This window comes from Levilactobacillus zymae DSM 19395 (assembly GCF_001434115.1).
Lineage (GTDB): Bacteria > Bacillota > Bacilli > Lactobacillales > Lactobacillaceae > Levilactobacillus > Levilactobacillus zymae.
This window is the reverse complement of sequence record NZ_AZDW01000038.1, coordinates 1-19,169: the sequence shown is the minus strand read 5'-3', so window position 1 is coordinate 19,169 and position 19,169 is coordinate 1. Positions and strand designations below refer to the sequence as shown.

General features: G+C 54.8%; 19 protein-coding genes. 15 read left to right on the top strand and 4 right to left on the bottom strand.

Features of this window, described 5'->3' with window-relative positions; genetic code table 11:
• Positions 1 to 133: 133 nt before the first annotated feature.
• The 6 genes from FD38_RS09530 to FD38_RS09505 all read left to right on the top strand — a co-directional run bounded on the left by FD38_RS09530 (position 134) and on the right by FD38_RS09505 (position 4,999).
• Positions 134 to 1,564 (top strand): MATE family efflux transporter, encoded by a 1,431-nt coding sequence (locus tag FD38_RS09530; protein ID WP_057733641.1) that lies wholly within the window; start codon positions 134 to 136, stop codon positions 1,562 to 1,564.
• Between the two features lie 88 nt (positions 1,565 to 1,652).
• A complete protein-coding gene (locus FD38_RS09525; protein ID WP_057733639.1) occupies positions 1,653 to 2,261 on the top strand; it encodes an HAD family hydrolase in 609 nt (202 codons plus the stop codon).
• 88 nt (positions 2,262 to 2,349) lie between these two features.
• Positions 2,350 to 2,769 carry a PTS sugar transporter subunit IIA gene (locus FD38_RS09520; protein WP_057733637.1) on the top strand — a complete coding sequence of 140 codons (420 nt, stop codon included), beginning with the start codon at positions 2,350 to 2,352 and terminating at the stop codon, positions 2,767 to 2,769.
• Complete coding sequence (locus FD38_RS09515) at positions 2,766 to 3,272, top strand: PTS sugar transporter subunit IIB (RefSeq protein WP_057733635.1); 507 nt, start codon at positions 2,766 to 2,768, stop codon at positions 3,270 to 3,272. The genes FD38_RS09520 and FD38_RS09515 overlap by 4 nt, the downstream gene beginning before the upstream one ends.
• 79 nt (positions 3,273 to 3,351) lie before the next feature.
• Complete coding sequence (locus tag FD38_RS09510; RefSeq protein WP_225430817.1) at positions 3,352 to 4,158, top strand: PTS sugar transporter subunit IIC; 807 nt, start codon at positions 3,352 to 3,354, stop codon at positions 4,156 to 4,158.
• A 16-nt stretch (positions 4,159 to 4,174) separates the two neighbouring features.
• Complete coding sequence (locus FD38_RS09505) at positions 4,175 to 4,999, top strand: PTS system mannose/fructose/sorbose family transporter subunit IID (RefSeq protein WP_057733632.1); 825 nt, start codon at positions 4,175 to 4,177, stop codon at positions 4,997 to 4,999.
• A gap of 83 nt (positions 5,000 to 5,082) precedes the next feature.
• On the opposite strand, the gene FD38_RS09500 is transcribed toward FD38_RS09505, so the two are convergent.
• The 3 genes from FD38_RS09500 to FD38_RS09490 all read right to left on the bottom strand — a co-directional run bounded on the left by FD38_RS09500 (position 5,083) and on the right by FD38_RS09490 (position 8,113).
• Positions 5,083 to 5,730 (bottom strand): EAL domain-containing protein, encoded by a 648-nt coding sequence (locus FD38_RS09500; RefSeq protein ID WP_057733630.1) that lies wholly within the window; start codon positions 5,728 to 5,730, stop codon positions 5,083 to 5,085.
• Positions 5,731 to 5,887: 157 nt separating this feature from the next.
• A complete protein-coding gene (locus FD38_RS09495) occupies positions 5,888 to 6,796 on the bottom strand; it encodes a metal ABC transporter solute-binding protein (protein WP_057733629.1) in 909 nt (302 codons plus the stop codon).
• Positions 6,797 to 6,991: 195 nt separating this feature from the next.
• Positions 6,992 to 8,113, bottom strand: coding sequence for an LCP family glycopolymer transferase (locus tag FD38_RS09490; protein ID WP_057733627.1), 1,122 nt, complete (start codon positions 8,111 to 8,113; stop codon positions 6,992 to 6,994).
• Positions 8,114 to 8,486: 373 nt separating this feature from the next.
• Here FD38_RS09490 and FD38_RS09485 point away from each other — a divergent pair, with 373 nt between their 5' ends.
• The 9 genes from FD38_RS09485 (at position 8,487) to FD38_RS09445 (ending at position 17,664) form a co-directional block, all read left to right on the top strand.
• Positions 8,487 to 9,434 (top strand): AEC family transporter, encoded by a 948-nt coding sequence (locus FD38_RS09485; RefSeq protein WP_057733625.1) that lies wholly within the window; start codon positions 8,487 to 8,489, stop codon positions 9,432 to 9,434.
• Positions 9,435 to 9,599: 165 nt separating this feature from the next.
• Positions 9,600 to 10,271: a 2,3-bisphosphoglycerate-dependent phosphoglycerate mutase gene (locus FD38_RS09480; RefSeq protein WP_057733623.1), complete on the top strand. Its 672-nt coding sequence runs from the start codon at positions 9,600 to 9,602 to the stop codon at positions 10,269 to 10,271.
• A gap of 115 nt (positions 10,272 to 10,386) precedes the next feature.
• Positions 10,387 to 11,616, top strand: a complete 1,230-nt coding sequence (locus tag FD38_RS09475) for a serine hydrolase domain-containing protein (protein WP_057733621.1) — start codon at positions 10,387 to 10,389, stop codon at positions 11,614 to 11,616.
• Positions 11,617 to 12,114: 498 nt separating this feature from the next.
• A complete protein-coding gene (locus FD38_RS09470; protein WP_057733619.1) occupies positions 12,115 to 13,311 on the top strand; it encodes an ABC transporter substrate-binding protein in 1,197 nt (398 codons plus the stop codon).
• Positions 13,312 to 13,704: 393 nt separating this feature from the next.
• Entirely contained in the window at positions 13,705 to 14,583 is an 879-nt protein-coding gene (locus FD38_RS09465) for a branched-chain amino acid ABC transporter permease (RefSeq protein ID WP_057733617.1), read from the top strand.
• A 51-nt stretch (positions 14,584 to 14,634) separates the two neighbouring features.
• Positions 14,635 to 15,546, top strand: a complete 912-nt coding sequence (locus tag FD38_RS09460; RefSeq protein WP_057733669.1) for a branched-chain amino acid ABC transporter permease — start codon at positions 14,635 to 14,637, stop codon at positions 15,544 to 15,546.
• Positions 15,539 to 16,318, top strand: coding sequence for an ABC transporter ATP-binding protein (locus tag FD38_RS09455; RefSeq protein ID WP_057733616.1), 780 nt, complete (start codon positions 15,539 to 15,541; stop codon positions 16,316 to 16,318). The genes FD38_RS09460 and FD38_RS09455 overlap by 8 nt, the downstream gene beginning before the upstream one ends.
• On the top strand, positions 16,319 to 17,023 hold the full coding sequence (locus FD38_RS09450) for an ABC transporter ATP-binding protein (RefSeq protein WP_057733605.1): 705 nt from the start codon (positions 16,319 to 16,321) through the stop codon (positions 17,021 to 17,023).
• Between the two features lie 2 nt (positions 17,024 to 17,025).
• Complete coding sequence (locus tag FD38_RS09445; RefSeq protein WP_057733603.1) at positions 17,026 to 17,664, top strand: CBS domain-containing protein; 639 nt, start codon at positions 17,026 to 17,028, stop codon at positions 17,662 to 17,664.
• A gap of 98 nt (positions 17,665 to 17,762) precedes the next feature.
• Here the strand turns inward: FD38_RS09445 and FD38_RS09440 are convergent, their stop codons facing one another.
• Complete coding sequence (locus FD38_RS09440; RefSeq protein ID WP_057733600.1) at positions 17,763 to 19,097, bottom strand: C1 family peptidase; 1,335 nt, start codon at positions 19,095 to 19,097, stop codon at positions 17,763 to 17,765.
• Positions 19,098 to 19,169: the final 72 nt, after the last annotated feature.

Here is a 19,169-nt window from a genome sequence, read left to right as displayed (position 1 = left end):
TACGGACTTAAAATGTCTGCTGGTTTTTCTGAAAATTGCGAGACAAGTTCTCTGACAAAGCGGGGTAAAGGCGGTATAGTAGTAGCCCTGTGGTTAGAAAACCCCAGACAAAAATTTCAAAGGAGGTCGGCCTATGAACGACTTAACGACGGGTAATCCCTTAAAATTGATTTTCTTCTTCACGATTCCACTTTTAATTGGTAATTTATTTCAGCAATTATATAACGTCTCGGATACCGTGGTGGTCGGGCAAACGCTAGGGGTCAAGGCCTTAGCGGCGGTCGGCGCCACGGGTTCCATCAACTTCTTGATCATTGGGTTTGCGCAGGGGCTGACGGCGGGACTGGCGATTCTGACCGCGACGCGTTACGGTGCCCGGGATTATAAGGGTGTGCGGCGGTCGTTTGCCGCGAGTATCGTCATCTCGATTCTGATGACCATCGTCTTGACGGCCTTAGCGCTGACCTTCGTGGATCCCATCCTGAAATTAATGCAAACGCCAGCGTCCATCTTCGCCAACGCCCGTATCTTCATTAGCATCATCTTTATGGGCATCTTCGCGTCGATGGCCTTTAACCTGTTATCCAACATTATCCGCGCCCTCGGGGATTCGCGGACACCGCTGATCTTCCTGGTCATTGGGACCGTGGTCAACGTGGTTTTGGAACTTCTCTTCATTTTGGTCTTTCACATGGGCGTCGCTGGGGCCGGTTGGGCCACGGTGATTTCTCAAGTGATTGCTTCGTTACTGTGTGTGGTCTACATCATCCGCTCCATTCCGTTGCTGCACATCACCAAAGACGACTTTAAAGTCGACGTCAAGGAACTCTGGGACCACTTCTCGACCGGGATGCCAATGGGCTTTCAATTGTCCATCATCGCGATTGGGACCATGGTCATGCAGGCGGCGTTGAACTCCTTAGGGACCGATTCGGTGGCTGCTTCGACCGCCGCGTCTAAGGTGGATCAACTCTGCTCGTTGCCGATGTCGTCGTTTGGGGTCACTATGGCGACCTTCGCGGCTCAGAACTTCGGGGCCGCCAAGTACGGTCGGATTCTGGAAGGGGTCAAGAAGACCCTCTGGTTATCCGGAACCTTTGCGGTGGCAGCGGGTGGTTTGGTCATCTTCTTTGGCCGGCCACTGGTCACGTTGATCATCGGGACGGCCGATGAACACGTGATTCAATTGTCGCAAACCTACTTCAACATTATTGGGAGTACCTACCTGCTCTTGAGTGTGTTGTTTATCATCCGGAACACCCTGCAGGGACTGGGGCGGCGGGTACTGCCGACCTTGGCCGGGGTCGGCGAACTGACCATGCGGGTCTTCGCCGCGCTATTTATGGTCGGGGCCTTCGGGTACGCCGGGGCCGTTTCCGCCGAACCGTTGGCTTGGTTGGGGTCGTGTGCCATCCTGGTGCCGTCCTGGATCCGGGCCGTGCGGCAACTGCGGAACCTGCAACGGTCCGTGGATGTCGTGGACGACAAGGTAACGCCGGCAGAAGGCATCACCGAGGCACCGGTCGCAGCGGGGCCACATTCGCAACCCAAGCTGGAGTCTTAAAATTAAAAGCATGCTACACTAGGGAAGGTGATCGTCAAAGGTCAGCTTCCCTTTTTTGAAGCTAAAAATGATTAGAGGAGCTTGCAAAATGAAAAGTTTTATTTTTGATATCGATGGAACGTTACTCGACACGGAGGCCATGTACATCAAGTCGCTCCAAGCCATCCTCCACGAACGGGGAATGGAACGGTCGTACGCCGAGTTGGCCACGACCTTCGGGATTCCCAGTAAGGACGCGTTATTGCGGTTGAAGGTCCCGGATTGGGAACGGGTCTTGGCCCTGTGGGGACCGCGGACCCAGGACTACCGGTCGACCGTGGCCGTGTATGCGGGGGTGACGGATGCCTTACAGGCGTTGAAGGATCAGGGCGCCCAACTGGCCATCATGACCTCCAAACGGCGGTTTGAATACGACCGGGACGTGGTCGCCGAGGGCTTATCCGGGTACTTTAGCCAGGCGGTGATCGCCGAAGACGTGGCTCACGGTAAACCCGCTCCGGACGGCATCCTGTTGGCCATGGAACGGCTGCACGCCGACCCGCAAAGTACGGTCTACGTGGGGGACACCCTGTACGACTTAGAGGCCGCCCACGCCGCTAAGGTTCAATTCGGCTTGGCCGCCTGGAACGGCAAACACCCGGATCTGACCCCGGACGTGAGCTTCCTGACGCCGGCCGACATGCTCAAACTCCTGTAAGGATTGAGCGAAGGTAGATGTAACCGCTCTTTTATGCTATATTAAAGTCAGTCTAAAAATTTAAGGATCTAGTCAAAGGGGTGGCAGAATGCTGGCCATAATTGTGACCGGGCACGGTGAATTTGCCCGGGGAATTTTGCAGAGTGCCGAAATGATTTTCGGAAAGGCGCAAAACGTGACCGCTGTGACGTTAGCCGCCAATGAGAGCGTTGAGGATTTAGTGAGTCATTATCGCTTGGCCATCGATCAGCTGGCGCCGGTAACGGAGCTGCTGTTTCTGGTCGATCTCTGGGGTGGTTCGCCGTTCAACGCGGCCAGTCAATTGGTAGCGGCCCATCCGGACCAGTACGGGTTAGTTGCTGGGCTGAACCTGCCCATGTTGATTGAAGCCTTAGCGCTGCAACAACAGACCCTAGCCGAAGTGATTCCCCACTTAGAGCGCACGGCGCGTGGGGGAATCCGGCACCTGGATCTGCAAACGAACACGGGAGATGACGATTTATTATGACAATGGCAATTCAACTCGCCCGGGTCGATAATCGGCTCCTCCACGGTCAGGTGGCGACGGTGTGGACCAAGACGGTCCGGCCTAACCGCATTCTGGTGGTCTCCGACAAGGTGGCCCACGATAAGTTGCGGAAGATGCTGATCATGCAGGCCGCGCCACCCGAGGTCAAGGCCAACGTGATCACGGTGGCCAAGATGGTTCAGATCTACCGGGATGCCCGGTTCGATAATTTTCGGCCGCTAATTTTGACGGAAACGTTACCTGAGATGGCCGAATTAGTGGCCCAGGGAATCGATTTGAAGCCCACGGGGGTCAACGTCGGGAACCTGGCCTACACGGTCCACAAGACCATGTTGACGCCGAGTGTGGCGGCCGACGATGCCGACCTGCAAGCGGCAGCGGCCCTCAAGGCGGCCGGGGTCACCGTGTACACCCAGACGGTTCCCGGCGACCGGCAACAGGACTTTTTAGCTTTAGCGCAGAAAAAGGGATTAACCCAATAACCACCGAACACCTCACTCGGGTGACTTGGCCTGAGCGGGGTGTTTTTGTGGCATGACGGAGATAAAGGAGTCGAGCAACGTGAATGTCAGTATCTTAGCCGTCCTGATCATCGCCTTTCTGGCGGGAATCGGGGGCGTGGTCGATGAATGGGAGGTCCACCAACCCATCATCGCCTGTACCTTAGTGGGGGTGGCGCTGGGACACCCGTTAGTGGGGGTGACCTTAGGGGCTTCCCTTCAATTGATTACCCTAGGGTGGATGAATATCGGGACCGTGGTCGGCCCCGACCCCGCCTTGGCCGCCGTGGTGACGGCCTGGTGGGTTGCTGGGCCCGCGCACTTGCCGGTGGCGCTGGGCGTTATTTTAGCCCTGCCGTTAGCCTGGGTGGGACAATGGATCACTCGTGGGATGCGGCAACTGATCATTCCCGTCGTTAACCAAGCGGATCAAGCGGCCGCCGTCGGGAATCTCCGGCGCATTAATCACCTGCAACTTCTGTGTGCCGGGTTACAGGGATTGCGCACGTTGCTGCCCGCCGCGTTACTGATGCTACTGCCGGCGGCCTGGTTACAGACCGGCTACCAAACCCTCCCAGACGTTTTGCGGGGCGGTTTTCGGGTGGCTGCGGGCATGCTAGTCGTGGTCAGTTTCGCGTTAGTGATCAATACCATGGCGACGCGGCAACTCTGGCCGTTCTTTTTCCTGGGCTTTGCGTTAGCCACGGACCAACACCTCAGTTTGATTGCGTTAGGCATTATTGGGGTGGGCCTAGCCGTGTTGTACCTGGGTTGGCACGGCAATTCGGGGGCGGGGCCGACGACCGGTGCGGCCACCCCGACCAGTGCGACCGATGACGATTTAGACCGGGAATTAGATGACCTGTAAGGAGGGCGGCAACGCGATGACCACCACGAAACAACCCCTGACCCTGACTTTGGGCGACCAATTGCGGATTTTTGGCCGTTCGGGTCTGGAGCAGGCGGCGTGGAACTATCCACGTTTACAAAACTTAGGCTTCTGTTATATCATGATTCCGGCGATTCAACGGCTTTATGCCGACCGGACGGCCCAAGCGGCCGCGGCCACCCGGCACCTGACGTCGTTTAATACCATGCCCTACATGCAATCGTTGATCACCGGTGTGACGCTTTCACTCGAGGAACAACGGGCGAACGGCCACCCCGTTTCGGACGACGAGATCAACGCGGTCAAGGTTGGGATGATGGGCTCGTTGGCCGGGGTAGCCGATCCGGTCTGGTGGGGGACCTGGCGCCCAATCTTGAGCGCCTTTGCGGCGAGTCTAGCGCTCAGTGGCTTGGGCATCTTGGGGCCCATCGTCTTCTTCGTGGGCTGGAACGTTGTCCGGCTCGGCTTTCGCTGGTGGGCGCAACGGTGGGGCTATCGGCGCGGCGTTCAGATCGTCGAGGACCTCAGCCGTGGTATCTTGCAGAAATTAACGCTGGGCGCCTCCATCGTGGGGATGTTTATCATGGGGGCACTGGTGCCCCGGTGGACCCGCATCAGCCTAAAACCCGTCCTGGTGACCGCGCATCACGCCACTTATGACTTACAAGCCTTGCTGGACCAGCTCTTGCCGGGACTGTTGCCTTTGGGGCTGACCCTGGGATGTGTCTGGTTGCTGCGGCGGCACGTGAAACCTTTCTGGCTACTCCTGGGGATTTTAGGCCTCAGCATCTTGGGGTATTGGGGTGGCCTGTTCAAGTAAATGTCAGGGAAACTAAAAATAGGTTTTTCAAGAAAAGCGTCGTCTTCTTGAAAAACCTATTTTTTATTGATGAATTTTTGAGATTAGACCAACGCGGGTTTGCCGTACAGGTAGCCCTGATGCAGGCGAATCCCGTAGTGTTGGGCAAGCGTTTGGTCGTTGGCGTCCTCGACACCTTCTAAAATCATGGCCAGGTGGTACGTTTGGGCAATCTTGGCCCAAAAGGCCAGGGCGGTCGGAATCTTGTCGGGCGTTCCGGCGCTCCGGTAGTTCTGCATGGCAAACTTGATTTCGTCGACGTAGGGGAGAAATGGCGCCACGTTTGAATAGGTGTTGGAGCCGGTTCCCACGTCATCGATGACCAGTTTGATGTGGTGTTGGTGAAGAATCTGGCTGAAGTGGACCACCTCCGCTAACGTAGGGGCTTCCGTCAATTCGATGGATAAGTTCACGGCCCCCAGTTGGTCCTTTAGCGCTAGGATCACGTCCAGCGTTTGGGGGGCGCGAAATTGTTGGTTGTTGAGATTGAAGGCCAGACGCTGGTTCGTCGCGGCGACGTGTAACGCGGTCGCGGTGCGTTTTAGCAGTTGTGCCTGGTCCGCCACAGAAATCTCGGTAAAGGAGTCGGGTAAAACCCAAGCGTCATCTTTTTGCTTACGCAGGAGGGCTTCGTACCCAAAAATTCGGTGACTCAGTTGGTCAACTTGTGGTTGCGCGAAAAAACGATACATTGTTGGGTTCACTTCCTTTAGTGAGAAATTGTGAGTAAAAATCATGATAACAACTTTACCTTAGCACAAATTTAACAATCTGCAAGGCCATAGACTTTTTATCACCACAATTGATTCACTTTGGAATGGTAGAATGGCGTGATGTTTAGTTAAATGACTATTCTAACGAGTAAAACTTAGCGAGTTGGCGGTACTGACTCAGCATCCAGGTCCGGTAGGTCTTACCCTGGGGGAGGGTTTCCGTGACGTTAAGCACGGGGACCTGGGCTTGGTGCGCCAGCTTGACCATGGTGGCGACGGTCTTACTACTGGCCTGGGAATTGTTCACGAAAAAGGCAATTTTCCGTTGCCGAATACTGGTCTGAAGCTGATGAACGGCTTTGGGAGCGGGGTCCGTCCCATTTTCCACGGCACGTTCAAAGGCCGAGTTGCCCCGGCGATAGCCTAGCGCGTCGAGGGCGTAGTCGAAGACTGGTTCGCTGACGGCCACGGTCTGGTGGGCGGCGTGCGGTTTAAGCCGCTGAAGCTCATGGTCGATGGGTTTCAGGCTGGCAATGTAGGTCTTGGCGTTACGCTGGTAGGCTTGCCGGTAACGGGGCGCTTGTTGCCCAAATCTCTTGGCCAGGGTCGTGGCTAGTTGGGCCATCGTGGTGGGCCGGTACCAGACGTGGGGGTTGGCCCCGTTTTTCAGGTGGAGCACGTCGTTACCTACACGGAGGAATTGTGGTTGCGTTTGGCTGCTGTGGACCAATTTGTCGAGCCAACCGTCGTAGCCCAACCCATTGCCCACAACAAAGTTAGCGTGGGTCACGGCTGCAGCGTCCTTAGGCGTCGGCTCAAAGTCGTGCGGGTCGACGTTAGGGTTATGAATGAGCGTCGTCACGCGGCCGTGGTCGCCTATAACGGCCCGGGCGACCTCACCGTAGAAGTCTAGCGAAGCGACCACGTGAATGGGACGGGTCGATGTGGGGGCCGCTGCGGAGGATGGACGGCTACAGGCACCTAACCCGAGGAGAAGACTGCCGAGGAGAACAGATAGACTGAAACGATAAAGCTTATGTAACATGAAAAATTTCCCCTTTTATAAATAGTAATCATTACGATTTAGAATTCTATCGAAAAATTATTAACTTGGCAAGGAAAAAATTAAACGAGTGGGGGAGACCTAGACGATTAACCGCGGCCCCACGGCGATTGGTAGCAGAAAAATTGTCACAAAAAAAGCGCTCACCCGAGTAGGTGAACGCTAAAGTTGATTTGGTTAGTAACCGTAACCGCTACTCCCGGCATCCGTAGACCCAGAACTAGTCGTATCGCTATCGCCGTTAATGGCGTCGGTGGTGAACTTCGTGGTGTCGGCAAGGCCGAGGGTTTTACGAATGTGGTTCGAGACGCGCTTCAATTCTTTGGTGGTCGGGACCTGGTAGGACAAGCCGTCGATCATGGCGTCTTGACCCTGTAAGGTTTCCGACTTGATGTGGTGGGATGCGTCGCCGTACTTGGCCCGAATCTGCATCAAATCATCAAAGGAAAGGTCGGTCTTTAAGTTGCCGTTTAACGAGGTCAGAATCTGTTGGTAACGGGTGATGGACGTTAAGCCCGCCGCCTTGACCACGAGTTTCTGAAGGACCTGACGTTGTCGTTTCTGCCGGCCGTAATCCCCCTGGGGATCGTCGTAACGCATCCGTGAGTAGGAGAGGGCTTGTTTCCCGTTCAAGTGAATCTTGACGCCCTTCTTGACGTCGGCTTGCGCGTACTTGAAGGTCAGCGGTGGAACCACGTCGACGCCCCCCACGGCGTTGACCATCTTTTCGAGACCACCCATGTTGATGATGGCGTAGAAGTCGATGGGAATGTCTAGCAAGTCTTCAACGGTTTGGACCGCCGTGCTTGGCCCGCCGATGGTGTAGGCGGCGTTGATCTTTTGAATCGACGCGTTAGCCCCGGAACCGACCGTCACCCGGGTGTCCCGTGGAATACTGGTCAGGTAGGCCGTTTCCGTATCGGGGTTGATGGTGGCGACCATGATGGTATCGGTCCGGCCCACGTCGGAACGCCCTAAGGCCCCGGTGTCGGTCCCGAGCATCAGAATCGAGAACGGCTTGTTCTTTTTCAACACGGAAGAAACGTTGCGACTCTTGGAGATGTTGGAAGATTCATAGGTCTGACTAAACGTCTTTTTAGCGGACGACCAGGCCTGATACCCGTAGGCCAATCCTCCCGACAAAAAGACCAGCAAAATCGCAACGATGATCCACAACATGGGTCGGTGGGGATGCACCGTGGGCGTCTTAAAATGGGAGTTGTGGTCTGCACGACGGTCATAGACTTGTTCAAAGTCCTCCGGTGACCGTTGCCGGTTATTTTCGTTATCTTTCGGCATAATTTATTTCCTCATCTTCGTCAAAATCTTTACACATTATAAAACGGAACCGCACCAGATGAAAAGGTTCAGCCGTTCCTTAAGGGGATTTTAAGAAAGCCGTCCCCGTTTCATCGTCCGGTTAGCGAACGATGGCCTCAATTCATCTATTACACCATAGTTTTAATGATTCGTAAACGGTGCGACTTATCACGGGTGGGACGGACCAATCCTTGAATCGACGCGGCTTGTGAAGCTGTCAAGGCGCCGGGAGAACCGTCAAGCGGGGATTTGTAACCGGTTACTTATCAAGCCAATATAAAAATTATGCTATAATGAGACCCGTTATTAAGAAAGTCTAATTTTTTCTTACGATTGTTGAGGAGGGTCGGAAATGGGCGTCTTTGTTAGCAGTGTTTCGGGGGTCTTGATCATTTTGGTCATGATTACGTTGGGGTACGTCCTGGCCCGGTTTGGGTGGTTCGACGAGCAGGCGCCGAAGCTCATCGCGCGATTAGTGACCCAGATTGCGTTACCGGCTTATATGTTGGACACCATCATGTCTAAATTTACGGCCGCTAAATTAAAAAGCACGTTACCGGATTTACGGTTTCCGGTGGTGTCGATGCTGATCATGTTTGGGTTGTCGATCGTGGCGTTTCACCTGTTTCGCATCAATCCCAAGCACCGGGGCCTCTTTGAATCGATGTTCCTCAATTCCAATACCGTCTTCGTGGGGTTACCCGTCAACATGGCGCTATTCGGGCGGCAGAGTCTGCCGTTCGTGCTGGTCTACTACATGGCCAACACCACCTTCTTTTGGACCCTCGGGGTGTATTTGATTCAACGCGACGGGCAAGGCAAGGGGCAGTTCGACCTCAAGACCACCCTCAAAAAGGTCTTTTCACCGCCACTGCTGGGATTCATGATTGCGGTGGTTTTGGTCCTGCTGGGCATTAAACTGCCGCACTGGATCATGATGGACTTCCAATACATCGGGGGACTGACGATTCCTCTATCGATGATTTTCATTGGGACGGCGATTGCCGGTGCCGGCTTACGGAATCTGCGACTGGACCGGGACAGCCTGGGCATCTTACTGGGCCGATTCGTGATTGCCCCAGCCCTGATGGCGTGTCTGGTCCTTCCAACGGGCATGCCGTTACTGATGAAGCAAGTCTTCATCATCCAGGCGGCGATGCCGGTCATGACCAACGCGCCGGTGGTCTCCAAACTCTATAACGCGGATTCGGATTACGCGGCCATCATGGTGACCGAAACCACGCTACTCAGTCTGGTGGTCATCCCCATCTTAATGGTAATCATTCAACACGTGGCTTAACGATTAACCAGAGGGACTTTACGGCAACTTCGTAAAGTCCCTCTACTTGTTCGCCGGGGGTTAACCGACGACATGTCGTGAAAAAACGAACATGATTGCTGAGTTTTCGGCCGGGGCTATGGTATCATGGGCAGTGGAAACCTGTAGAGAAAGGGAGTATGGCGGATGGCAACGCTAGTGATTCTACGGCACGGTGAGAGTGTCGCTAATCGAGACAATATTTTTACGGGATGGAGTGACGTTCCGTTGACCGCCAAGGGACGGCAACAGGCCCGTGCGGCCGGCGAAATGGTCGCGCAGACGGGCCTCCAGTTTGGGGCGTTACACACCTCGATGCTGCAACGGGCCATCGTCACGTCTAACATTGTGTTGGATTGCTTGGACCAATTGGCTATTCCGGAATATAAATCGTGGCGGCTAAACGAGCGGCATTACGGCGCCTTACGGGGGAAGAATAAGGCTAAGGTGCGCGCCGAGGTCGGTGACCAGCAATTGATGACCTGGCGGCGGAGCTTTAAGACCGTGCCCCCCTTGCTGAAAGAGGTGCACCAGGACCGTCGCTACGACCGGTACAGTCCGCACTTGGAACCACTGGGGGAGAGCTTAGAGATGGCTTATCACCGTTTGATTCCTTACTGGACGAACCAAGTGGCCCCCCGATTATTGGACGGGCAAAACCAGTTGATCGTCGCTCACGGCAGTACCTTGCGGGCGCTGATCAAGTACCTCGATCGGGTCCCGGATGCTGATATTGCAAAGGTTGAGGTGGCCAACGGCGAACCGATTCGTTACGACTTTGACGACCGGTTACGCGTCCTGCAGAAAACGGTTCTATAACAGATATTATAAGAAACTTAAGTTGGGTCAAACAATCGGGGGAAATGATTGTTTTTACCCAACTTTTTCGTATAATCAGAACTAGAGTAGGCTGTTTCAATTGGGGGAAAGAGAATTGAATAAACGAAATCTAGGACATTGGGTGATCCTGCTGGTGATTATCTGCGGGATCGGCGGTGTCGTCTATGGCATGCACCGCTTGGATGCCAACGATAAGCAGGAGGTCACCACGACCAACCGCAAGCACGCTAAGCAGTCCCGTCAGGCCATCAAGACCGACGCGGCGCAGAGTAAGGCGCAACGGGCGGGGAAGGTGACCACATTTGACAAGAAACATTCGGGGAAACGGACACCACAGTTTACGGCGCAAGTTAATCAAACGCTGAAGGCCAAACGCTTCGTGGGGACGGCATTAATCGTCAAGAACGATAAGGTGGTCTACCAGAAGGCGTTTGGGTACGCGAACGCGGCCAAGAAGCGTAAAAACAAGGTCACCACGCAATACCTGATCAACTCGATTCAAAAATCACTGACCGGCCAACTCGTGATGCGGGCGGCCCAAGCGGGGCAGTTACAGTTGAGCGACCGGCTCAGTCAGTACTATCCGAAGATCAAGCACGCGGATCAGATTACCATTCGCCAGATGCTTGACATGACGGGTGGGGTGACCGGCGACGTGGCCCCCGCGACCACGTTGACCGAAAAACAGGTCTACCAGTACGCCCAGAAGAACGCTAAGATTGTGCCCAAAAAGATCAATCAGTTCGACTACCAGCCAATCAGTTACGTTTTACTGGCGGGCATCCTGAATCAGGTCACCCACGAGTCGTACTATAAGCTGTTTTACCAACAAATCGTCACGCCTTTGGACCTGAACCACACGAGTTTTGGCCAACTCTGGCGAACGTCACCGAAACGCACGCTGAGTTACGGGGGCGAGCGGCCGGGACTGTATCAAGAAGCCCACACGCCAGCCGCAAACGACATGGCCGCTCAACTGGCGACCGGGAACGCCACGATGAGTGCCGGGGACCTCTTTCGCGCCGAACGGGCCGTTATCCAGGGGAAACTCTTGGCCACACCGGCGGGGGCTCAGGTCCTACACCAAGCCACGACTGACCTGCACTATACCGGTGGGATGTACCATTACAACCAGACCGGGTACTACGGTCACGGCATGGGGGACTACTATGAGAGTACCTTCGTGATGAGTAAGAATGGCCGGACCGGGGTGATTTTCCTCTCGAACAGCTTCGAGAAGAAGACCATGTTCCCGAAGTGGTCCACGGAACAAACGGCGATGGACCTGTTCCAAACGGTCAACACGACCAAGACTTTAAAATAATTCTGAGTCGAAAACTCGGCATCGTTGGGTAACGATGCCGAGTTTTTTAGTGGCCGGGATCACATAAAATTAAAAAAGTCTAATTTTATAATCCGTTGATATAATCACGTTCTTGGCTGTTTCTGGGATTAAAATTATAAAACCACCCTTGACTTATCATTTAATTTTAATTATTCTAAGAACCATCAAGAACGCAAAAATAACTTTGGAAAGCGAGGCTGTGACGATGACTAATCAAATGATGAATACTTTCGTGGCAGTCTCTGCCGTTCAAAACTTAGTCTTATTATTAAAGAAGGACCCGGTCACTTGACCTTGAGTTAATCACTCATCGTGCAGCGAACCGAGCCCTTCTTTCCCATTGTGGTAATGAGGCTATTGGTTCGTTGAATCGGCCTCATTCACTACGGTGGATGAGGCCTTTTTGCGGTCAAAGGAGGATCGGCAAAACGTTCAAGCAGCACAACTAAATCAAAACTTAGAAAGTGGGAATTACATATGCAAAAATGGCAAAAACAAACGCTTAAATTGATGACCATGGGGGCCGCAATCCTTTCGTTGGCCGGCTGTGCCAGTGCGAAGTCCAGTGCCAGTCAGGGGAATAACCCCACCGGTAAGACCGTAAAAATCGGGGTCAACATGGAGCTCTCCGGGGCGGCCGCCGGGTACGGCGAACAACAGAAACAGGGGATTCAACTGGCTGCCCACGAAATCAATCAGGCCGGGGGCATCAAGGTGGGCAACACCAAGAAGAAGGTCCAATTGGTGATTCGCGACAACAAGACGTCCAACACCACGGCCGCTTCGGTCGCCGCCCAATTGGTCAACAACGATAAGGTGGTCGCCGTGGTCGGCCCCGCCACCACGAACGCCGGGACCGCGGCGATTCCGAACATGACGAAGGCCAGCGTGCCAACGGTCAGCCCGTCCGCGACCGACCCCGACTACACGCTCCAAAAGAACGGCAAGGTTCAAAAGTACGTTTTCCGGGCCTGCTACCAAAATAACTTGCAAGGTTCCTCGGCAGCCAAGTTCATGACCACGGATCTGAAGGCCAAGCGCGTGGCGATTTTGACCGATAATTCCAGTGATTACGGGACCGGGTTGACCAAGGCGTTTAAGAAGACCTACACGGGGAAGGTCGTCAGCAGTCAGGCCTTCCAGGAAGGCGACAAGGACTTTAACGCCGTCTTGACCTCGCTCAAGCACAAGCAGATCGACGCCATCTACGCGCCGGGCTACTACTCCGAAATTGGGTTGATCATCAAGCAGGCGCGGCAAGCGGGTATCGACGTGCCGGTGGTTGGTAGTGATGGGATGGCCGATACCAAGTTGGCCCAAATCGCGGGGAAGAGCAATTCCAATAAGATCTACTACACCACGCCGTTCTCCACTAAGGCCGCGGCTAGCAACCAAGTGGCCTCGAAGTTTATGAGCGCCTACAAGGCGAAGTACGGTAGCACCGCCCCAACGTTCTCCGCTCTGGCCTACGATTCCGTCTACATGGTCAAGGCTGCCATCGAAAAGGAAGGCTCCGCGAACTCCGTGAAGATTGCCGACGGGTTGGCCGACTTGAAGAACTTCAAGGGTACGACCGGGACCATGAGCATCGACAAGGAACACGATGCCGAAAAGACGATTTCCATCGAACAGTTGACTAACGGAACCGTCTCTAACACGTACAACATCAAGTAAGGGTGTGCTCTAAGACGGATAGAACTACCGACTAAGCTAAACGGCGTTCTTGGTCGCCAGAGGGCCAATAATTCCCAATAAGAACCGGTTTTACAACTCAGTTACTAGGTAGTGTAGTCATTTATGGGTAACTCGTCGAAAAGAACAAGTTGGAATTGTCGATAAGACAGTGTGAGCTGGAGGGACAGTCAGAAATGGGCTCAGGGGTGAAATTGGCCTTAGCTGGCGTTCTTTGCCAGCTTAGACCAAGGTCGGTCTTCAAGACCGGGTTGTGGGCTTGAAGCCGTGCCCACCCCGTTCCAGCCCATTGCTGACTGTCCCGGAAGCGCTGATCACGGTTACGATAATTCCAACAACACAGCACAAATTCTGGCGTAACGGAGGCCTAATTTTATGCAGACATTTGGACAACAATTGATTAACGGCCTGTCTCTAGGCAGCATTTACGCCTTACTGGCCCTGGGGTACACCATGGTCTATGGCATCATCAAACTGATTAACTTCGCTCACGGCGACATTTACATGTTAGGGGCCTTCTGGGGCTACTACAGCATTAGCTACTTTCACTTTAATTTCTGGTTGGCCCTGTTCTCGGCGATGGTGGTGTGCGCCATCATCGGGGTGGTCATCGAATACTTTGCCTACCGGCCGTTGCGGCATTCGGCGCGGATCACCGCACTGATTACCGCCATCGGGGTCTCGTTTTTACTCGAAAACGGGATGTCGTATCTGGTGGGGGCCAACGCCCGGAGCTTTCCACAAGCCATCCGGGTGGTGACCTATCACTGGTTGGGCCTACGGGTATCCAACATCCAACTGCTGATTCTGGGGACCGCGTGTGCGTTGATGATCCTCCTCGAGGTCATCATCAAACGCACCAAGATGGGCAAAGCCATGCGGGCCGTATCGGTGGACCCCGAAGCGGCGCAGTTGGTCGGCATCAACTTGAACCAGACGATTTCGTTTACCTTCGCCTTAGGGTCAGCCATGGCCGGAGCGGCCGGCGTTCTGATTGGCCTGTACTACAACTCGATTGATCCGCTGATGGGGATGACCCCCGGGATCAAGGCCTTCGTGGCCGCGGTCATCGGCGGAATCGGGTCGGTCCCCGGCGCGTCGTTGGGCGGCTTTATCATCGGCCTGTTGGAAACGGCCGTGCAGGCGGTCGGTCTCTCGGCGTACAAGGACGCCGTGGTGTACTTCGTGTTGATCGTGATTTTGTTAGTCCTACCTGCCGGAATCTTCGGCAAGCGGACCAGAGAGAAGGTGTAGGTCGTGAACTTAAGTGCGCGTGTTAAAAGTAACCTGGCTTGGTTAGGCGTGATGGTCGGCGGATTCGTGATCATCGACGGCCTCGAGGTGGCCCGGCTGATCAATCCCTTTATTGAAAATATGCTGGTGACCATCGGCATTAACGTGATCTTGGCGGTCGGGTTGAACCTGATCATCGGGTTTGCCGGCCAGTTCTCCCTGGGCCACGCTGGTTTCATGGCGATTGGTGCCTACGCGACCGGGATCATGACTCAGACCATGAGCACCCCGGTGGGTTTCTTCTTATCGATGGGTGTGGGCATGGTGCTAGCCATGGTGGCCGCGGTCATCGTGGGGATTCCCACGTTGCGGTTACGCGGCGATTACCTGGCCATCGCGACCATGGGGGCCGCCGAAATCATTCGAATTTTGATCAATAACCTCAAGATCACCAACGGGGCGGCGGGACTCTTCAACATCCCCGCGCTGGTCTCGTGGGCCACGGTCTACGTGTTGATGTGTCTCACCACACTGGTCACGGTCAACTTCATCCACAGTCGGGGCGGTCGCGCCGTGATGGCAGTGCGTGAAGACGAACTGGCCGCCGGGGCGATGGGAATCAACACCACGCGTTGGAAGCTAGCCGCCTTCGTCTTCGGGGCCGCTACGGCCGCCATCGGGGGCTCGCTCCACGCGGCGTACATCCAAACGATTGCGCCGGACGACTTCAACATCATGGCCTCAATCGCCATTCTGATCATCGTGGTGCTGGGGGGCGTCGGTAGTATCACCGGGACCTTCGTGGCCGCCATCGTGCTGAGCGTGTTGGATACGATCCTCCAGAACTTTGGGACGATTCGGATGATCATCTACTCGTTGGCGTTGATCCTGATCATGATTTTCAAACCAACGGGGTTGTTAGGTAGTTGGGAATTTTCGTTCAAACGGTGGTTTACACGACGGGAGGTGACCAGCCATGAGTAGTGCCTTACTTGACGCCCGGTCGTTGGTCAAAAACTTCGGTGGGCTGACCGCCGTGGCCAACGTCTCGGTTCACTTCGACCAAAATGAATTGGTGGGCTTGATTGGCCCGAACGGTGCCGGCAAGACCACGTTGTTCAACCTCCTGACGGGGGAAACGCCGGTGAGTTCCGGCAGTATCAGCCTGGCGACCGACCGGGGCGTGCAGACGCTCAACGGTCAGTCACCGGCCCAGATCGCCCAGGCCGGTATCTCACGGACCTTTCAGAACATCCGGTTGTTCAAGGACTTGACGGTACTCGATAACGTGCGCATCGCCATGACCAACCACTACCGGGAGGGCTTCTTCACCAGCATCTTGCGGTTGCCCAAGTATTACCGGACCGAACGGGAAATGACCGCCGCGGCGCAACGCCTGTTGGCCATCTTCGACCTGACGGCGGTGGCCCAGCAGCCGGCTAAGAACCTGCCGTACGGGACCCAGCGGCGACTGGAAATCGTCCGGGCGTTAGCCACTAAACCCAAGTTGTTGTTCTTAGACGAACCGGCCGCGGGGATGAACCCGGAAGAAACCGCCGATTTGACCCGGTTGATTCGGCAGATCCAACACGACTTTCACATCACCGTGGTCCTGATTGAACATGATATGTCGCTGGTCATGGACGTGTGTGAACGGCTCTACGTGTTGGAACACGGCGGGTTGCTGGCCACCGGTACGCCGGCGGAAATCCAGCAGAACCCGGCCGTCATCAAGGCTTACTTAGGAGGGGATTAAATGCTCAACGTGAAGGATCTCGTAGTCAATTACGGCGCGATTCAGGCGGTCAAACGCGTGAGTTTTAACGTTCAACAGGGGGAAATCGTGACCCTGATTGGCGCCAACGGGGCGGGTAAGTCGACGCTGCTGCACACCATCTCCGGGCTAATGCGGCCGGCCAGTGGGAGCATCACTTACCTGGACCAACCCATTCAAAAATTAGCGGCCCCCAAAATCGTGCGCGCCGGGATTTCGCAGGTCCCGGAAGGCCGCCACGTCTTTCCCGGACTGTCCGTGCAGGAGAATCTCCAGATGGGCGCGTTCTTGCGCCAAGACCACGCGGCCGTCTCCCAGGCGTTTGAAGAGGTCTACACCTACTTTCCCATCCTGAAGAAACGGCGTCACCAGGACGCCGCCACCCTGTCCGGGGGGGAGCAGCAGATGCTGGCTATGGGCCGGGCGCTCATGGCGAAGCCCAAGCTGATGCTCCTCGACGAACCGTCGATGGGGTTAGCGCCCCTCTTTATCAGTGAGATTTTTGACATCATTCAGGCCATCCACCAGGCGGGCACCACGGTCCTATTGATCGAACAAAACGCCAAGCAAGCGTTGAAGGTGGCCGACCGCGGGTACGTACTGGCCAGCGGGCAGGTGAAATTAAGTGGGACCGGGGCGGAGCTTCTCGCGACGCCGGCCGTTCAACAAGCCTATTTAGGAGGGTAAACATGAGCGTAGCAGACTACATGACCCCACGCCTCGTCGTGGTCCATCCCGACACGACGGTCAGTGTGGCGATCGATTTAATGAAACAAAACCAGATTCACCGGTTACCGGTCATGACGGATAACCGGATGGTCGGCTTAATCACCCACGGGATTATCCAGCGGGCCTTACCGTCGCAGGCCACCAGCCTCTCGGTCTACGAGACCAACTACTTATTGACTAAAACGACCGTTGCGCAAATCATGGAGACTAAGGTACAGACGGTCGCCGCCACGGCACAGCTGGAAACGGCGATTGCCACCATGCGCAAACATAAGATTGGTGTGTTACCCGTGATGGCTCGCGACCAGGTGGTGGGTATCATCACCAATAACGACATTCTCGACGCCTTCTTAAACATCGCGGGTTACGGCGAACCGGGCGTGGTGACCAGAGTGGTAGTTCCGCACGACCACGTGGGCGTGATCTTTAAACTGGGACAGGTCTTAGCGGAACATGATTTGAGCATTCAAACGCTAATGGTGGTCAACCACCAGGCCGAAAAGATCGTGGAACTCCATGTGGCGAACGACCAGGTGGGACCGGTCAACCAGGTGTTAACGGCAGCGGGCTTTACGGTTCAACCGGTCGCAGTTGACTAGTAAGCTAATTGATAGGTTTGATAAATCACTAAAGAACGGGGCTCCGCCATGGCGAAGTCCCGTTCTTTAGTGATGTTTAATTAACTGACGAGTTAGATTTAAGCTAAAGCGCCCATTGGGTCCCAAGGTGCTAAGACCGTGGGTTCTTCGGTTTCTTGGATTTTCCGCAGGTCGGCTGGCAAGAATTCCTTGTTCACCACGACCTGGTAGCAGTACTTGTCCATCCAGGCGTCGCTCATCACGAAGTACCCCTTGGTGCCGACTTTTTCACCCCAGGAGTTTTCGACCTTCCACTTAGTTGGCTTGCCGTCAACCAAGTCCACACCGGTCAAGACCATGGCGTGAGTCATCAGGCTTTCGCCGTAGTCCAACTTTTCGGCCTTGGACATGTCGAAGTCGATGTTGAAGAGGTCGTCCTTGTGGTAGTAGTTGGTGTCCATGATCCCCTTTTGCCGTTCGGAAGATTGACCAACGTCACAACCGAACCAGACGGATTGGCCGGCCTTCAATTGCTTGATGGCTAAGGCCTTGAAGTCGTCCATGGAGACGTTTAAATGCTTCACGGCGCGGCCGCCGACCACGTTCCCTAACATTTCGATGGTGTAGGTGTGGTTGTATGGCTTGTCGTCGGTTGGGGCGTTGATGATGGACACGTAGTCGGATAAGTCCCAACCCACGTACTTGTCGAAGAACGTCTTCGGGGTCAAGCCCTTGTCGATGTGGTAGTTCTTGTCGTCGTCGCGGTATTCGAAGTCAAATTCGGAAACGGGTTCGCCTAACGTGTAGGCCAATAACCGGTAGTCTTCCTTTAACATCTTGTCCTTAGCGGCCGCGATGTCGTCGGCGCTGGCGTTGTCGGCTACGAGCTTGCGTAAGACCACGGCGTCCTTGCGTAACTTCAGGTTTAACGTGCTGTTCAGTTCGCTGGACTTAGAACTGTTGTAGGTTTCGGGCATTACCGACTTGGGCACGATCCCGTACTTTTCGATGATGGCACACAGCATGTCCCATTGGCCACCGTCTTGTTGGGGCGTGGTCATCAGGAAGGCTACCTTACGACTGGACGTTGGTTGGTCCGCCGTAGCTAAGACGTTTTCGTAGAAGTAGTTGGCCTTTTCGAACTTGTCCCAGAAGTACGTGTAGTTTTGGGAAAGCTCGAAATCGCTCAACTTAAAGAGGTCGGCTAAGTGGTGCCGCATGGTGTTTAAAGCGGCGAACATCCAGCACCGACCACTTTGCTTTTGGTTAGCCACCTTACCCGTGTCCAAATCGATGGAGAATACGGGGGTCATGTCGGCAGCGGACGCGTAGTCGGCCGCCGTGGCTAAAATCCCTTGATGGCTAACGGCCCGTTCGACGACCTTGGCCATCGGATCGTCCGTTAGTGCTTTTTGATAGCTGGCGGTTTGTGCCGCCGTGATTTCTTTACTCAAATTCGTCACTCTCCTAACCCTGAATTATTCACCAGAAACTCCAAAATCCCCATCAAACACATGATTCAAGTG

What these genes read in the sequence shown, in the direction of transcription:
- FD38_RS09530 (WP_057733641.1), top strand. Translation starts at nt 134, where the DNA reads ATGAACGACTTAACGACGGGTAATCCCTTAAAATTGATTTTCTTCTTC.
- FD38_RS09525 (WP_057733639.1), top strand. Translation starts at nt 1,653, where the DNA reads ATGAAAAGTTTTATTTTTGATATCGATGGAACGTTACTCGACACGGAG.
- FD38_RS09520 (WP_057733637.1), top strand. Translation starts at nt 2,350, where the DNA reads ATGCTGGCCATAATTGTGACCGGGCACGGTGAATTTGCCCGGGGAATT.
- FD38_RS09515 (WP_057733635.1), top strand. Translation starts at nt 2,766, where the DNA reads ATGACAATGGCAATTCAACTCGCCCGGGTCGATAATCGGCTCCTCCAC.
- FD38_RS09505 (WP_057733632.1), top strand. Translation starts at nt 4,175, where the DNA reads ATGACCACCACGAAACAACCCCTGACCCTGACTTTGGGCGACCAATTG.
- FD38_RS09500 (WP_057733630.1), bottom strand. Translation starts at nt 5,730, where the DNA reads ATGTATCGTTTTTTCGCGCAACCACAAGTTGACCAACTGAGTCACCGA.
- FD38_RS09495 (WP_057733629.1), bottom strand. Translation starts at nt 6,796, where the DNA reads ATGTTACATAAGCTTTATCGTTTCAGTCTATCTGTTCTCCTCGGCAGT.
- FD38_RS09490 (WP_057733627.1), bottom strand. Translation starts at nt 8,113, where the DNA reads ATGCCGAAAGATAACGAAAATAACCGGCAACGGTCACCGGAGGACTTT.
- FD38_RS09485 (WP_057733625.1), top strand. Translation starts at nt 8,487, where the DNA reads ATGGGCGTCTTTGTTAGCAGTGTTTCGGGGGTCTTGATCATTTTGGTC.
- FD38_RS09480 (WP_057733623.1), top strand. Translation starts at nt 9,600, where the DNA reads ATGGCAACGCTAGTGATTCTACGGCACGGTGAGAGTGTCGCTAATCGA.
- FD38_RS09470 (WP_057733619.1), top strand. Translation starts at nt 12,115, where the DNA reads ATGCAAAAATGGCAAAAACAAACGCTTAAATTGATGACCATGGGGGCC.
- FD38_RS09465 (WP_057733617.1), top strand. Translation starts at nt 13,705, where the DNA reads ATGCAGACATTTGGACAACAATTGATTAACGGCCTGTCTCTAGGCAGC.
- FD38_RS09460 (WP_057733669.1), top strand. Translation starts at nt 14,635, where the DNA reads ATGGTCGGCGGATTCGTGATCATCGACGGCCTCGAGGTGGCCCGGCTG.
- FD38_RS09455 (WP_057733616.1), top strand. Translation starts at nt 15,539, where the DNA reads ATGAGTAGTGCCTTACTTGACGCCCGGTCGTTGGTCAAAAACTTCGGT.
- FD38_RS09450 (WP_057733605.1), top strand. Translation starts at nt 16,319, where the DNA reads ATGCTCAACGTGAAGGATCTCGTAGTCAATTACGGCGCGATTCAGGCG.
- FD38_RS09445 (WP_057733603.1), top strand. Translation starts at nt 17,026, where the DNA reads ATGAGCGTAGCAGACTACATGACCCCACGCCTCGTCGTGGTCCATCCC.